11 protein-coding genes are annotated in these 14,696 nt (G+C 71.2%); 7 read left to right on the forward strand and 4 right to left on the reverse strand.

Features of this window, described 5'->3' with window-relative positions:
• Positions 1-250: 250 nt before the first annotated feature.
• Positions 251-1,375, forward strand: a complete 1,125-nt coding sequence (locus RC1_RS12950) for a COX15/CtaA family protein (protein WP_012567860.1) — start codon at positions 251-253, stop codon at positions 1,373-1,375.
• 23 nt (positions 1,376-1,398) lie between these two features.
• On the opposite strand, the gene RC1_RS12955 is transcribed toward RC1_RS12950, so the two are convergent.
• Together RC1_RS12955 and RC1_RS12960 are read right to left on the reverse strand one after the other, a co-directional pair.
• Positions 1,399-3,012, reverse strand: a complete 1,614-nt coding sequence (locus RC1_RS12955) for a maltoporin (protein ID WP_083759309.1) — start codon at positions 3,010-3,012, stop codon at positions 1,399-1,401.
• A gap of 120 nt (positions 3,013-3,132) precedes the next feature.
• Entirely contained in the window at positions 3,133-5,511 is a 2,379-nt protein-coding gene (locus tag RC1_RS12960; protein WP_012567862.1) for a sodium:solute symporter family protein, read from the reverse strand.
• Positions 5,512-5,793: 282 nt separating this feature from the next.
• Here RC1_RS12960 and RC1_RS12965 point away from each other — a divergent pair, with 282 nt between their 5' ends.
• The 4 genes from RC1_RS12965 to RC1_RS12980 all read left to right on the forward strand — a co-directional run bounded on the left by RC1_RS12965 (position 5,794) and on the right by RC1_RS12980 (position 9,107).
• Positions 5,794-6,675 carry a transporter substrate-binding domain-containing protein gene (locus RC1_RS12965; protein ID WP_012567863.1) on the forward strand — a complete coding sequence of 294 codons (882 nt, stop codon included), beginning with the start codon at positions 5,794-5,796 and terminating at the stop codon, positions 6,673-6,675.
• 95 nt (positions 6,676-6,770) lie between these two features.
• On the forward strand, positions 6,771-7,697 hold the full coding sequence (locus tag RC1_RS12970; protein ID WP_012567864.1) for a transporter substrate-binding domain-containing protein: 927 nt from the start codon (positions 6,771-6,773) through the stop codon (positions 7,695-7,697).
• An 8-nt stretch (positions 7,698-7,705) separates the two neighbouring features.
• A complete protein-coding gene (locus RC1_RS12975; RefSeq protein WP_012567865.1) occupies positions 7,706-8,416 on the forward strand; it encodes an ABC transporter permease in 711 nt (236 codons plus the stop codon).
• 10 nt (positions 8,417-8,426) lie between these two features.
• On the forward strand, positions 8,427-9,107 hold the full coding sequence (locus RC1_RS12980; protein ID WP_012567866.1) for an ABC transporter permease: 681 nt from the start codon (positions 8,427-8,429) through the stop codon (positions 9,105-9,107).
• 97 nt (positions 9,108-9,204) lie between these two features.
• Here the strand turns inward: RC1_RS12980 and RC1_RS12985 are convergent, their stop codons facing one another.
• Together RC1_RS12985 and RC1_RS12990 are read right to left on the reverse strand one after the other, a co-directional pair.
• Complete coding sequence (locus RC1_RS12985) at positions 9,205-9,552, reverse strand: hypothetical protein (protein WP_012567867.1); 348 nt, start codon at positions 9,550-9,552, stop codon at positions 9,205-9,207.
• Positions 9,553-9,738: 186 nt separating this feature from the next.
• Positions 9,739-9,966 carry a hypothetical protein gene (locus RC1_RS12990; RefSeq protein ID WP_012567868.1) on the reverse strand — a complete coding sequence of 76 codons (228 nt, stop codon included), beginning with the start codon at positions 9,964-9,966 and terminating at the stop codon, positions 9,739-9,741.
• A gap of 470 nt (positions 9,967-10,436) precedes the next feature.
• Between RC1_RS12990 and ahcY the strand changes: the two genes are divergently transcribed.
• Both ahcY and RC1_RS13000 read left to right on the forward strand, forming a co-directional pair.
• Complete coding sequence (gene ahcY / locus RC1_RS12995) at positions 10,437-11,753, forward strand: adenosylhomocysteinase (RefSeq protein ID WP_012567870.1); 1,317 nt, start codon at positions 10,437-10,439, stop codon at positions 11,751-11,753.
• Between the two features lie 351 nt (positions 11,754-12,104).
• Positions 12,105-14,570, forward strand: coding sequence for a PAS domain-containing sensor histidine kinase (locus RC1_RS13000; protein ID WP_012567871.1), 2,466 nt, complete (start codon positions 12,105-12,107; stop codon positions 14,568-14,570).
• Positions 14,571-14,696: the final 126 nt, after the last annotated feature.

Below are 14,696 nucleotides of genomic sequence, written 5' to 3' on the forward strand. Positions count from 1 at the left end.
TGCGAACGCAACGGACGTGCCGGCGGCGCTGCCTGCCGGTTGCGGCATTTCCGCCCGGCCCCGCCGCCGACAACTTTCCGTCCCCCCGGCGCCCGGTCCGGTCCGGAGATGTCGCCTTCGGCCGCGACGCGGACAGGAGGGGCATGGGAGCGCCCGGTCGGAGGGACCCCGTCCGGAGAGGGTTGGCCGCGGCGGGGGCGCGCGCCCATATGGCGCTGACCCCCTCCGTTTCCGGCCAAGGCATACCCCCGTGACCAGCCTCTCCCTCAGCCCCGCCGCCGGGCCGCAACGGTCCGCGGCCGCGCCGAAGGCCGTCGCCGTCTGGCTGCTGGTCTGCGCCGGCATGGTCTTCGCCATGGCGATCATCGGCGCCATCACCCGACTGACCGAAAGCGGCCTGTCCATCACCGAATGGAAGCCCGTCACCGGCGCCCTGCCGCCCCTGAGCGAGGCGCAGTGGCTGGCCGAGTTCGAGAAGTACCGCCAGATCCCGGAGTACCAGCTCCTGAAGCGCGGCATGTCGCTGGAGGAGTTCAAGGGCATCTACTTCTGGGAGTGGCTGCACCGCCTCTGGGGCCGGCTGATCGGAGTCGTCTTCCTGCTGCCGTTCGTCTGGTTCTGGGTCCGCGGACAGGTGTCGCGGGCGCTGGCGCCGACGCTGGCGGGCCTGTTCCTGCTGGGCGGGCTGCAGGGATTCATCGGCTGGTTCATGGTGCAGTCCGGCCTGACCGAGCGCACCGACGTGAGCCATTACCGGCTGGCGCTGCATCTGGGCATGGCCTTCCTGATCTATGCCGCGCTGCTGAAGGTGGCGCTGGGCCTGCTGGACCCGGCGCCGGCGCCGCAGCCGGCAGCCGGGCGGCTGCGGCCGCACGCCTGGGCGGCGCTGGCGCTGCTGGGCGTCACCATCGTCTGGGGCGCCTTCGTCGCCGGCATCAATGCCGGCTTCGCCTACAACACCTGGCCGCTGATGGGCGGCACCCTGGCCCCGGCGGAGATGTGGACCCAGACGCCGGTCTGGCTGAACCTGCTGGAGAACACGGCCGCCGTGCAGTTCGTCCACCGCTGGCTGGCCGTGGTCACGGCCCTGGTCGTGCTGTCCCTGTGCTGGCAGGCATGGCGGACGGGGGGCGGAACACGGCTGCGCGGCGTGGCCGCCGGGCTGGCGGCGGCCACCGTGGCGCAGGTCGGGCTGGGCATCGCCACGCTGCTGAGCGTCGTCTGGATTCCGCTGGCGACGGCGCACCAGGGCGGGGCCCTGGTGCTGACGGGGCTGCTGGTCTGGACCCTGCACCTGCTGCGGCCCCCGGAAACGCCCCGGCAGGCAACGCCCCTGACGGCAACGCCCCTGACGGAGATGCCGGCGCCCCGCTGAGCGCCGGCCCCCCTGCGGTGCCGCTACCACCACGCCTCGATCTGGGCGCCGAAGGTGATGTCGTGGGTATCGCCGTCGCCGGCGCCGACCAGCCCCGCCGCCCGTGCCGCCTCGTTCCAGTCGGCATAGGTGACGAACAGGCGGAGCTGCGGCCTGTCGAAGAACTCGCCCCCCGCCGTCAGCATGGGGGCGAGCGTGACCTTGGTCAGGGTCTGGGTGCTGCCGATCTCCGGCATCACCCGGTCGTGGCCGATCTCCAGCGCCACGGCCACGTTCTCGCTGTAGTGCCAGGTCGGGCGGCCGCCGATGCTGAACCAGTCGCGCCGGCTTTCCTCCGCGGCCCCGGCCTGATGCTCGTAGAGCACCACCGCCTGGGCCGAGAAGGCGCCCAGCCGGGACAGGTTGAACTGGTCGATCACCCGCCAGGTCTTGACGCCGGACCCCAGCGTGTCGTCGGGGATGTTGGAAAGCGTGGCGCCCGCCCCCTGGCCGTACTGCAGGGTCAGGGCGTTGCTGCCGCCCAGGATGCCCGTCTGGTTGTGCTGCACGTTGAGGAAGAAGCCGCCCTTGCCGTCGAAGCCGTCGCGGCTTTCCTCCGAGACGCGGAAGTCGCCGCCGACCATCAGCGTGCCGCCGGGATTGACCTTGAGATCGGTCAGCCGCAGGTCGTGGCGGCTGACGGCCCGGTCCACCACCTGGATGCGGGCGTCGGTGATGGTGCGCACGCTGCCCAGGCTGTCGCGGATGTCGAAGCTGTCGAAATCGTCCTCGGAATTGCGGAACCAGGCATAGGAGAGCTTGCCCCAGCCGAGGTCGATGTCCTCCACCCCGGCGCCCATGCCGGTGGCGTCCCAGTAGTAGAAGTCGATGATGTGGACGTCGTTGCGCTTGTAGAAGCGCTTGCCGCCCCAGAAGATGGCGTTCTCCCAGGCGCCGCCGAAGAGGTTCTGCGCCCCCACCCAGGCCTGCCGGAAGGCCGCGTCCGTCGTCTCGAAGTCGCCCTCGCCCTCGACCACGTAGGCCAGCAGGGTGGTCAGGCTGAAGCGGGCGCCGCTCTTGCTTTCCTTCACCAGCGCGTCGAACTGGAGTTCGCTGTAGACCTCGCACTCGTTGCCCAGGCGGTATTTCGAGCGCGCGGCGGGCAACTGGAAGCAGACCTGGTCGCCGCCCTCGGCGTTGCCGCCCAGCCCGGCGCGCAGGTAGCCGGAGAAGTCCAGCGCATAGTCGTCGAACAGGCCGGGCAGGCCCTTGTCCCGGCTCATGAACCCGGCGGCCGAGGGCTTCGAGGGCCGCTGCTGCACCATCGGGGCGCTGCCGCGGTCGGGCGGAAGGGCGGGGCCGGCGACCGGCCCGGCGCGGCTGGACACCTCGTCCAGGATGCGCCGGCGGTAGAGCGTATAGTCCTCGGCCGTGATGAGGTTCCGCTCGCGCAGCCCCTGGAGGTAGGCGAGCCGCTTCTGGAGATCGTCCTGCGCGGCGCTGTCCGTCCCGGCTCCGGGGGCCTGGGCCACCGCCTCCCGGGCGCCGGCCCCCTGGAGCCCCATGAACAGGGCGACCGCGAGCACCGTCGCGGGCAGGCTGCGTCCAGGGCGGCGGTGCACGGCTCCCGTGGTCCTGGCGGTTTCGTCTGGCGTCATGGTTCCCCCCTGTTGTTCTTCGCACCCGTCGGTCTGCGTGCCGATGCAGGCGCAACGGCGGACGGGTGGAAGTTGATCCCGGCGGGCGGCCGCGCCCGCCAGGATCGGGGGGCGACGCCGCTACTCGGCCGCGCGGGCGACCGGCTGCACCGCCGTCCGGTGCGCCGTGAGCACCAGCCGTTCCGCCCGGCGGCGGTCGGGCAACGCCTCGAACCGGCCGCAGACATGGCTCAGCCGCTCCGCCGCCCGCTCCAGCACGTCGAGCGTGGCGATGCGCCCGGGACCGACCGCCGCGCGCACCGGCGCCCCGAAATCGACCGGCGTCCCCAGCACGATGTCGATCCGGTAGAAGGAGCCCTCGCAGCCGACGACGATGCGCACCGGCCCCTTGCAGGTCGGGCCGGCCATGTGGATGAGCAGGTCCTGCACCACCTCGAACAGCAGGATGCGCCGCCCCTCCTCCTTCACCTCGTCCACGCCGTGGCTCTCCACCGTGGCGTCCATGCCGTAGACGAGGCGCATGTGCGTCGCCAAGAGGCGCAGGGATTCCATCAGCCCGCCCTCGGAGCGCAGCAGGGCGCGGTCGTCCACCTGCACGTCCTCCGGCGTGGCCGAGCGGTCGATCTCCGCATCCTCCCGCGCCACGTCGCGCCACCAGAGCGGCACCAGCGCCAGCCCGACCGCGACGAAGGCCCAGCTCCAGTACGGGTTGGCGGCGGGCGCCTGGACCAGCAGCCGGCCGGTGCCCAGCAGCAGGAAGAACAGCGACGCCGCCGTCACCAGCAGCGACTGGGCGCGCAGGCGCAGGGCCTGCAACGGCGCCCCCGGGCGGTCGCCGGCCAGGGCCGCCGTCGTGCCCCACCAGCCGTAGGGCTGCACCCGCTCATAGAAGGCCAGCAGGGTCTTCCGGTCGGTCGGCGGGGTGACGAAGGTGATGGCGATGGCGGCCCCGGTGGTCGCCACCGCCATGATCAGCAGCCGCACCCATTCGTCGGCCGGATCGGTGCCCATGGTGAAGAGCAGGATCGGCGCGACGATCAGCGATGCCGCCATGGCCGCCAGTTCGGACCACAGATTGATCCGCTCCCACAGCCAGCGCATCACCAGCACCGAGCCCATGCCGGCGCCGAACAGCAGCGAGATGAACCACGCCGTCTGGATCGAGCCCAGGTTCGCCATGATGACCAGGGCGAAGGTCAGGATCAGCAGGTTGGACAGGCGCGCGACCACCACCAGCTCGCGCCCCGTCGGCTCGCGCCTCAGCCAGTGCCGGCAGACCAGCCGGTCGTAGATGTCGTTGCTCCAGTAGCCCGCGCCCCAGTTCAGGTGCGTGTCCACGGTGGAGGCGAGCGCCGCCAGCAGGCCGGTCAGCATCAGACCGCGCACGCCCGGCGGCAGCAGATCGTCCACGCCGGTGACGAACAGGATCTCCCTCTGCGCGGTGAAGCCGTCGCCCGCCGCCTCCTGCGGGGTGAAGGGATAGACGATCAGCAGCCCGACCGCGATCACCAGCCAGAACAGGCTGCGCGCGAAGATCTGGGTCCAGGTGAACAGCACGCCGGCGATGCGCGCGTCCTTGTCGGTGCGGCAGGCCATGGAGCGCTGGGCGAGATAGCCCGTGCCGTCCGAGTTCATCTGGAAGAACCATTGCAGGCTGATGATGACGAGGAAGGGCATGATGATGTCCGCCGCCCCGACCGGGCCGAAGGACAGCATCTCGTTCGCCTTCTCCTCGCCGTAGAGCTGCACCACCCGGTCGCCCAGGGCCCCGAAGCCCCCGACATGGTCCAGCACGATCCAGGCATAGATCGCCGTCCCCACCAGGGCGAGGACGAGCTGCACCACGTCGGTGTTGATGACGCTGCGCAGCCCGCCGGTGGTCGAATAGGTCGCCGTGAAGGCCAGCGTCAGCAGGATGGAGATCAGGTTGTTGGTGGTGGCGACCTCCGGCGGCAGGCCGGTGACGCTCTCCCCCAGTTGCAGGCCGATGGCCTGGACGAAGCCGACGATGGGGTCGTAGAGCCCGCCGGGCAGCCACTCGTGCCAGGGCAGGAAGACCTCGGCGATGCGGATGGCGGCCACCAGCACCATGGCCAGCACGATGCAGTTGATGACCGTGCCGTAGTAGAAGGCCTTGAGCACGCGCAGCGGCAGCACGCCGCGACCGCTGTAGCGCGTCTCCGTCAGCTCGGCGTCCGTCAGCACGCCGCCGCGCCGCCAGGCGCTGGAGAAGACGTAGGCCATCAGCAGGAAGGCCAGGGCGTAGACCCAGAGCCGCCAGAGCGCGAAGACGCCGGCGGTGGCGATCAGGCCCGTGACCAGCAGCGGCGTGTCGGCCGCGAACTGCGTCGCCGCCATGGACATGCCGGACTTCCAGCCCGGAATGGTCTTTCCGGCCAGGAAATATTCCTGGAGGTTCTGCGAGGCGGCATGGCGTGCGCGCAGACCGGAACCGATCGCGTACACGACGAACGCCAGGACGATGAGCAGGTCGATCATGCTGGAATGGCCCTCCCACGCCGTTCCGCCGGCCCGGTTCTTTGGTTCGGCCGGCCTTGTCGGATGGGGGCAACCGGCGCTGGCGGCTTCTATTCCGGCCGGTGCACCCGCCCTGCACCGATTGCGCCCCGGCTACCCCTTCCGGACGGAACGGGCCGCAGCGGCGACCGGGAGGGGAGCGGCACGCTTGACGGGCCGTGTGCGGCGCGACGAAACTGCCCCCACAGAAGAAAGCCGGCAGGCCACACCGCCGGCGACGGGCCGCGGGGAGCGCGAAGCAGAATGACGTCTTGGTTTGTCCGGGGGCTGGCCGCGGCCTCCGTCCTGGTGCTTGCCGCCTGCGGCGAGCAGTCCGACGGGCAGGGCGCCGACCGGCCCGTCCCGGACCCGCTGCGGATCGCCACGGAAGGCGCCTATCCGCCCTACAACATGACGGACGCCGCGGGGAACCTGACCGGCTTCGACGTGGACGTGGCGCGCGAGGTCTGCGCCCGCATCAAGGTGGAATGCCGCATCGTGGCCCAGAACTGGGACGGCATCATCCCCGGCCTTCAGACCGGCAAGTACGACGCCATCGCCGCCGGCATGTCGATCACCGAGGAGCGCGAGAAGGTCGTCGCCTTCACCCAGGGCTACGCCACCACGCCGGCCTATTTCGTCGCCCTGAACGACAGCCCGTTGCAGGACATCGACACCGGGCTGGAGCGGGTCAACCTGACCGACCTGGACGAGGCCGAGAAAGCGGCGCTGGCGACCCTGCGGGAGCGGCTGAAGGGCCGGACGGTGGGCGTGCAGAGCGCCACCATCCACGCCAACTTCCTGGACGAGTACCTGGCCGACACGGTCAGCGTGCGCCGCTACGACACGCAGGAGAATCTGGCGCTCGATCTCGCCGCCGGGCGCATCGACGCCGGTCTGGCCGACGCCTCGGCCTGGGAGGCGTTCCTGGACAGCCCGGAGGGGCGCAACGCCAGCTTCTTCGGCCCCGGCTTCGACGGCGGCCTGTTCGGCCGCGGCATGGGCATCGCCATCCGCCAGAACGAACCCGCCCTGCTGGACGCGCTGAACGGGGCACTGGCTTCGATGCAGCAGGACGGCACGCTGAAGCGCCTGTCGGAACAGTGGTTCGGCTTCGACGCCTCGATGCCGGCCGGAACGCGCTGAGGCCCCTGCCACGGCTTGACGGGGTGGGGGCGGACCCCGAAACTCCGCCCGCACGCACCCCCTCCGGTCGGAGGGGGCAATCGGAGGACATGGGGATGTTGGGTCGGCGGACGCTGGGGGTGATGGCCGTATTGTTGCTGGCGGCCTGCGGGGACGGCGGGCAGGACGGCGCCCAGGACGGTGCCCGGGCGCCGCAGCAGACGGTCGGCACGCCCATCCGCGTCGCCACGGAGAGCGCCTATCCGCCCTTCGTCTCCGTCGATCCGGCCGGCACCCTGGTCGGCTTCGACATGGACGTGGTGCGGGAGATCTGCCAGCGCCTGGACCGGCGTTGCGACATCATTCCCCAGAGCTGGGACGGCATCATCCCGGGCCTGCTGGCCAACCGCTACGACGCCATCACCGGCGGCATGACGGTCACCGGCGAGCGCCGGCGCGTCGTCGCCTTCACCCGCCCCTATGTCAGCACGCCCCTGCGCTTCTTCGCCCCCGCCGGCCGCGTGCCCGAGGGGCTGGAGGGCGGCCCCGCCCTGATCACCCTGGACACGCTGGACGCGCCGGAGCAGGCGGCCCTGGAGCGCATCGCCCAGGCCCTGGCTGGCCGCTCGGTCGGGGTGCAGAGCGGCACCACCGCGGCCGAATTCGCCGACGCGCGGCTTGCCCCCGGCGCCACCGTCCGGCGCTACGACACGCATGAGAACCTGGTGCTGGATCTGGCCACCGGGCGCCTGGATGTCGGCCTTGCCGACTCCGTCGTGGTGGAGCCCTACCTCGCCAGCGAAGAAGGCAAAGACACCGTGATCGCCGGTCCCGCCATCGAGGGCGGCCCGGTGGGCGAGGGCATCGGCATCGCCGTGCGCCAGGGCGATGTGGAACTGCGCCAGCAGCTTGACGGGGCACTGGCCGCCATGCAGGCCGACGGCACGCTGCGCGCCCTGGCGGTGAAGTGGTTCGGCGCCGATGTCTCTGCCCCGCCGCCGGCGGAGGCCGCGCCCGACGCGCCCGCCGGCGCGACGCACTGAGGCCGGGGATGCTCGAGCTTCTGAGGTTCGGCGCCGGAGGCTGGGGCGACGAGATCCTGGGCGGCGCCGGTGTCACCGTCGCGGTGGCGGTGCTGTCCTTCGCCGGCGGGCTGGTCCTGGGATCGCTGGCCGCCGCCGCCCGGCTGGGCGGCAACGCGCTCCTGCGCGGCGTGGCGGAGGTCTATACCACCGTGATCCGCGGCGTGCCGGCGCTGCTGGTGATCTGGCTGCTGTTCTTCGGCGGCAGCGGTTTCGTGAGCTGGGTCGCCGGGGCGTTCGGCTATGGCGGGCGGATCGAGCTGTCGGCCTTTGCCGTGGGCGTGGCGGCCGTCGCCACCGTCTCCGGCGCCTATGCGGCCGAGGTGATCCGCGGCGCCGTGCAGGCCGTGCCGTCGGGCCAGACCGAGGCGGCGCGGGCGCTGGGCATGCATCGCGGCCTGATCCTGCGCCGCATCGTCGTGCCGCAGGCCCTGCGCTATGCCCTGCCGGGGCTGGGCAATGTCTGGCAGATGACCCTGAAGGACACCGCCCTGGTCTCCGTCACCGCGCTGGCGGAACTGATGCGCGTGTCCTATGTCGCCAGCGGCGCGACGCGGCAGCCCTTCCTCTTCTACCTGACGGCGGCGGCCATCTACATGGTCCTGACGACGGCCTCCAACGCCGCCTTCCAGTGGGCCGAGCGGCGGGCCGAGCGCGGCGTCCGCCGCGCCGTGCGCTGAGGGGGGCGGCATGGACCTGAACCTGATCCTGGAAAGCCTGCCGCAGCTCCTGTCCGGCACCGTCGTGACGGTGGAACTGGTGGCCCTGTCGCTGGTCCTGGGGCTGGTGCTGGCGGTGGGGATCGCCGTGCTGCGCCTGTCCGGCATCCGGGCCGTGTCGATGCTGGCGGGCGGCTACACCTTCCTGTTCCGTTCGACGCCGCTGCTGGTGCAGATCTTCCTGATCTATTACGGGCTCGGGCAGTTCGAGACGGTGCGGGAGAGCATCCTCTGGCCGTTCCTGCGCGAACCCTACTGGTGCGCCATCCTGGCGCTGACGCTGAACACCGCCGCCTATACCGGGGAGATCATCCGCGGCGGCATCCGCGCCGTGCCCTTCGGCCAGATCGAGGCGGCGCGGGCGGTCGGCATGTCCGGGCGGCTGCTGTTCCGGCGCATCGTGCTGCCGCAGGCGTTCCGGCAGGCGCTGCCCGCCTACGGCAACGAGATGATCCAGATGGTGCAGGCCAGCAGTCTTGCCTCCACCATCACCCTGATGGAGCTGACGGGCGCGGCCCGCGCCATCGCCTCGCGCACCTTCCAGCCGGTGGAGGTGTTCGTCATCGCCGGCGCCCTCTATCTGGCGATGAACTACGCCCTGACCCGGATCGTCCGCGCCGCGGAGGCCCGGCTGGCACACGAGCGCCGCTGATCCCTCGCGCCCCCTGCCCTCCCGGAGCCCTTCTCCCCTCCCGGAATCGTGCCGCGCTGCGGAACGGCCCGGTCGCCGCGGCGCGGCCCCCTGGGGCTCAGCGCTGCGGCCGGTCGTTGGCCGGGGTCCGGGTGATGACCAGGGCCAACTGTTCGTTCAGGAGCTGGATCTGCTTGGTCGCGCGCGTCGGCAGCGGAATCCGGTTGTGGATGCAGAAGAAGATCAGCGCCGCGGCCAGAGGCGCCCGCTCCACCCGGAAGACCTGGCGCGAGCCGTCGGCATCCAGCGCCAGATGCAGGAGGCAACAGAGATCGGGCAGGGATTCGTACTGGCAGCGGATCACCGCGCCGGGCGGCAGCGGGTTGCCTGACCGCTTATGATATTCCACCAGGGCGCGGATCACCTCGTCCCCGGTAAAGATTATATGGCGGATCTCGGTCGGCATCCGCGCGATGATAGGGAGAGGGCCTATGATCGCGCAAGCGGCCGGCAACGTGCCGCTCCGGAGAGCGGACGGCAAAGGAAAGGGCGCGGTCCCGCGGGGGAGCGCGCCCGTCATTACCGGCCGGACGCCGTTGCGGCCGCGAAGTCCGCGGCCCGCCCGACCTGTCCTGACCGGCCCGCGCCGGGATCAGTCGGCGTCGGTGTCGTTGAAGGTGGTGCTGGCCATGTTGGCGCCGATCATGCCGAAGAAGCCGGCGCCCAGCGCGGCCCCGATCACGCCGCCGATGGTGGCGCTGCCGCCGTCGCCCGAGGCGCCGAAGATGATCGCGCCGACCACGCCGCCGAAGCCCGCGCCCAAGAGACCGATGACGAAGCCCATCTCCATGCGCTTGCCGGCGGTCGGTTCCTTCAGCATCCCTGACTCCCTGGTCCGGCCCGCGGAGGGCCCCGAAACATGTTCGCCGCGGCAGGAGCGCCGCGTCGGGTCCGCTGGCCCGCGGCCGCCGTCCGGTCCCGGCAGGGCAGGACGTCCGGGCACGGGGGCCGCCGGCTCCCGGAACGGGGCGGCCGGCACCCCATGGACCGGGGCGCCGCCGATCATGCCGGCAGCGGGACGCGCGCTGGATACAGGGATTCCACCCGCCGCGCAAGACCCCGCCACGCCGCGGGACCGCGCGGTCCGGGGCGGCCGTCCGGCCCCGGACCGCGCCCTTCGGATAGACACATAAAGATATCTTTATGCTTGCCCGTCCTGGCCCCCGCTGGTAAACCCGAGCCCGGCCCGGCGCCCCGGCGGCACGCCGTCCGCGCGCCCGGCCCAGACCAGACCCGCGTCCGGCCCCCGCAAAGATCCCGGCCGGATCGCCCAACCTTCGAGGGACCGTCATGTCCGCCACCGCCTTCACCGACTACAAGGTCAAGGACATCTCCCTGGCCGAGTGGGGCCGCAAGGAGATCGCCATCGCCGAGACCGAGATGCCGGGCCTGATGGCCCTGCGTGCGGAATACGGCGCCACGAAGCCGCTGAAGGGTGCCCGCATCGTCGGCTGCCTGCACATGACGATCCAGACCGCCGTCCTGATCGAGACGCTGGTGGAGCTGGGCGCCACGGTCCGCTGGTCCTCGTGCAACATCTTCTCCACCCAGGACCACGCCGCCGCCGCCATCGCCGCCGCCGGCATCCCCGTCTTCGCCTGGAAGGGCGAGACCGAGGAGGAGTTCTGGTGGTGCATCGAGCAGACCCTGCGCGGGCCGGCCGAGGGTCCGCATGCCGGCTGGACCCCGAACATGATCCTGGACGATGGCGGCGACGTCACCCAGATCATGCACGACAAGTATCCGGAGATGCTGAACGGCGTGCGCGGCCTGTCGGAGGAGACGACGACCGGCGTTCACCGCCTGTATGAGATGATGAAGAAGGGCACCCTCAAGGTCCCGGCCATCAACGTCAACGACAGCGTCACCAAGTCCAAGTTCGACAACCTGTACGGCTGCCGCGAGTCCCTGGTGGACGGCATCCGCCGCGCCACCGACGTGATGATGGCCGGCAAGGTCGCCGTCGTCGCCGGCTTCGGCGACGTGGGCAAGGGCTCGGCCGAATCCCTGCGCAGCCAGGGTGCCCGCGTCCTGGTCACCGAGATCGACCCGATCTGCGCGCTGCAGGCCGCCATGCAGGGCTATCAGGTGGTGACCATGGACGAGGCCGCCCCGCTGGGCGACATCTTCGTTACCGCCACCGGCAACGTGGACGTCATCACGCTCGACCACATGCGGGCGATGAAGGACCGCGCCATCGTCTGCAACATCGGCCACTTCGACAGCGAGATCCAGATCGCCGCCCTGCAGAACTACCGCTGGGAGGAGGTGAAGCCGCAGGTGGACGAGGTCGTGTTCCCCGACGGCAAGCGCCTGATCGTGCTGGCCAAGGGCCGTCTGGTGAATCTGGGCTGCGCCACCGGCCACCCCAGCTTCGTGATGTCCGCCAGCTTCACCAACCAGGTGCTGGCCCAGATCGAGCTGTGGAACAACCACCAGAACTATGAGCGCAAGGTCTATGTGCTGCCCAAGCACCTGGACGAGAAGGTCGCCCGCCTGCATCTGGACAAGATCGGTGCGAAGCTGACCCAGCTCTCTTCCAAGCAGGCCGAGTACATCGGCGTGTCCCAGGCCGGCCCGTTCAAGCCGGACCACTACCGCTACTGATCGCGGACGGACATCGCTGGACGTCATGGACCGGCCGGGGGGCGACCCCCGGCCGGTTCCGTTTGCGGGGTCCGCACCCCGCCCCGGATGCGGGAAGCGGGTCAGGCTCCCCCGGACCACCGATTGTCACGCCCCTTTCGGGCGCTTGTGCCCTGCCCCGTGTGCTTTAGGAATGGCCCCTGCGGTCCCGGGACCGCACGGCGGAAGGCGGTATGGCCGCTTCCCCGCAGACGCGAGAAACCGTCTGTTCGATGGAGTCCATTACGGGTGACGTGGGAAAAACGGACTGCCGGCGCCGCCGACCGGGCGCACCGCTTTGCTTTGTCGGCCGGGGAGCCTAGAATCACTGGCGTGAGACCGCCTCTGGGGACATATCTGGCGGGCATCGGGGCGGGCATCCTGGGCCTGGCCGGCGTGGCGTTCCTTGCGCTCTCGGGCAGCGGCCTGCCGCCGGCGTTGCTTGCCGTCGCGGTCCTGGCGCTGGTCCTGGGCCTGGGGGGCGGGCTGTTGCGCGTCCGCGTGCTGGCCGAGGCCGACCGGGCGGACGCGCTGCGGGCGGAGGGGGAGGTGCGCAACCTGCGCGCCCTGGTCGCCGCCAGCCCCGATCCCTGGTGCGCCTGGAGCACCGGCGGCGCCCAGGCCGCCAGCCCCCGCTTCGCCGAGGCCCTGGCCATCCCCGAGGTCCGCCGGCTGGAGGATGTCGAGACGGCGCTCGCCCCGTCCGACGCCGCCGCCCTGCACGGCTCCTTCCGGCATCTCCAGGAGACGGGAGCGCCCTTCCTGCTGACCGTGTGCCGGGCCGACGGCGGGCGTGTCTTCCAGCTTGCCGGACGCCGTGCCGGAACGGATGACGGCGAGCATTTCGACCTGCTCTGGCTGCGCGACATCACCGCGACGGCCGCCGACCTCGCCCGCGGTGTGGAGGCCCGGAACCGGGCCGAGGAGGAGTGCCGGCGGCTGTCCCTGGCGCTGGACACCGTCCCCGTGCCGGTCTGGCTGCGCGGAAGCGACCTGTCCATCGTCTGGTGCAACCGGGCCTTCGCCCGGCTGCTGGACGCCGCCCCCCGGGCGGTGGTCGATCTGGGACTGGAGCTGCCGGGCGGGGCGCTGACCCTGCCCCCGCGCGAACTGGCGATGCGCGCCCGCAACGGCGCCCACGCCGAGACGGAGAGCCGCTATCTGGTGGTGGATGGCGACCGGCGCCTGTTCCGCCTGACCGAGATGCCGCTGGACCGTCCCGACCTGCAACTGGGTTTCGGGCTGGACATCACGGGCGAACAGGAGATCGCCGACGAGCTGGAGCGCCATGTCTCCGCCCATGCCGAGGTGCTGGAGCAGCTCGGCTCGGCCATCGCCATCTTCGGCGCCGACACCCGGCTGCGCTTCTACAACCGCGCCTACGCCCAGCTCTGGGGCCTGGACGAGGTCTGGCTGGACAGCGAACCCGGCTACGGCGAGTTGCTGGAGGACATGCGCGCCCGACGCAAGCTGACCGAACAGGTCGATTTTCCGCGCTGGAAGCGGCAACGGCTGGCCCAGTTCACCTCGCTGCTGGAGCCGGAGGAGGAGATGATCCACCTCCCCGACGGGCGGACCCTGCGCACGCTGACGGTGCCGCACCCCTTCGGCGGGCTGATGTTCGTGCAGGAGGACGTGACCCATACGCTGGCGCTGGAGACCTCCTACAACACGCTGATGGCCGTGCAGCAGGAGACCCTGGACAATCTGGAGGAAGCGGTCGCCGTGTTCGGCGGCGACGGCCGGCTGAAACTGCACAACCCGGCCTTCCTGCGGCTGTGGCGCCTGAGCGAGCCGGACCTCGCGGGAGAGCCGCACATCGCCGCCCTGATCGAGAGGGTGCGGCCGCTGATGGATGTGGGCGGCGACTGGGCCGCGCGCCGGGCCGAGCTGGTCGCGGGCCTGCTGGACCGGATGCCCCGCACCAGCCGGATGGAGCGGGTGGACGGCAGCGTGCTGACCTACAGCCAGGTCCCCCTGCCGGACGGGGCCGTGCTGTTCAGTGCCATGGACGTGACCGACAGCGCCCGGGTGGAGCAGGCCCTGCGCGCCACCAACGAGGCGCTGGAGACGGCGGACCGGCTGAAGTCGGAATTCATTGCCAATGTCAGCTACCAGCTCCGCACGCCGCTGAACGCGATCATGGGGTTTGCGGAGATCCTGAACAACCAGTACTTCGGCCCGCTGAACCCCCGCCAGATCGAATATGCCCGTGGCGTGCTGGAGGCGAGCCGGCGCCTGCTGGCCCTGGTCAACGACATCCTGGATCTCGCCACCATCGAGGCGGGCTTCATGGTGCTGGAGCGGGCGCCGGTCGATGTGGCGGGCCTCGTGAACGGGGTCGCCATGCTGACCCGCGACTGGGCGCGGCAGCAGGAGCTGGACCTGCGCACCGACATCCCGGCCGGCATCGGTACGCTCGAGGCCGACGAGAAGCGGCTGAAGCAGGCGCTGTTCAACCTGGTCAGCAACGCCGTCCGCTTCACGCCCGCCGGCGGCCGCATCATCCTGTCCGCCCGGCGCGCGGGGGACGAGGTGGTGCTGAGCGTGCGCGACACCGGCATCGGCATCCCGCAGGACGACCAGCAGCGCGTGTTCGGCCGCTTCGAGCGGGCGCACCACCAGTCGCGCAGCGGCGGCGCCGGGCTGGGCCTGTCCCTGGTCAAGAGCTTCATCGAGCTGCATGGCGGCCGGGTGGAGATCGACAGCGCACCGGAGCATGGCACCGAGGTGCGCTGTCACCTGCCGACCGCGCCGGCGCTGGCCGAACCCGTCGCCGGGAACGCCGCCGCCGGCTGAAGTGCCGGGAACAGGCAGCCGGCTGAAGCGCCGGGAACAGGCCGCCGGCCGAAGTGCCGGGAACAGAAAACCGGCCGGCGGGTTTTGCACCACGGGAGCGGCGGTTCCCTGGAACAGGAGACGGAG

This window comes from Rhodospirillum centenum SW (assembly GCF_000016185.1).
Lineage (GTDB): Bacteria > Pseudomonadota > Alphaproteobacteria > Azospirillales > Azospirillaceae > Rhodocista > Rhodocista centena.

Excerpts from the sequence above, each read along its gene's own strand:
- RC1_RS12980 (WP_012567866.1), top strand. The coding sequence starts at position 8,427 with ATGGACCTGAACCTGATCCTGGAAAGCCTGCCGCAGCTCCTGTCCGGC.
- RC1_RS12965 (WP_012567863.1), top strand. The coding sequence starts at position 5,794 with ATGACGTCTTGGTTTGTCCGGGGGCTGGCCGCGGCCTCCGTCCTGGTG.
- RC1_RS12955 (WP_083759309.1), bottom strand. The coding sequence starts at position 3,012 with ATGACGCCAGACGAAACCGCCAGGACCACGGGAGCCGTGCACCGCCGC.
- RC1_RS12970 (WP_012567864.1), top strand. The coding sequence starts at position 6,771 with ATGTTGGGTCGGCGGACGCTGGGGGTGATGGCCGTATTGTTGCTGGCG.
- RC1_RS12990 (WP_012567868.1), bottom strand. The coding sequence starts at position 9,966 with ATGCTGAAGGAACCGACCGCCGGCAAGCGCATGGAGATGGGCTTCGTC.
- ahcY (WP_012567870.1), top strand. The coding sequence starts at position 10,437 with ATGTCCGCCACCGCCTTCACCGACTACAAGGTCAAGGACATCTCCCTG.
- RC1_RS12975 (WP_012567865.1), top strand. The coding sequence starts at position 7,706 with ATGCTCGAGCTTCTGAGGTTCGGCGCCGGAGGCTGGGGCGACGAGATC.
- RC1_RS12960 (WP_012567862.1), bottom strand. The coding sequence starts at position 5,511 with ATGATCGACCTGCTCATCGTCCTGGCGTTCGTCGTGTACGCGATCGGT.
- RC1_RS12985 (WP_012567867.1), bottom strand. The coding sequence starts at position 9,552 with ATGCCGACCGAGATCCGCCATATAATCTTTACCGGGGACGAGGTGATC.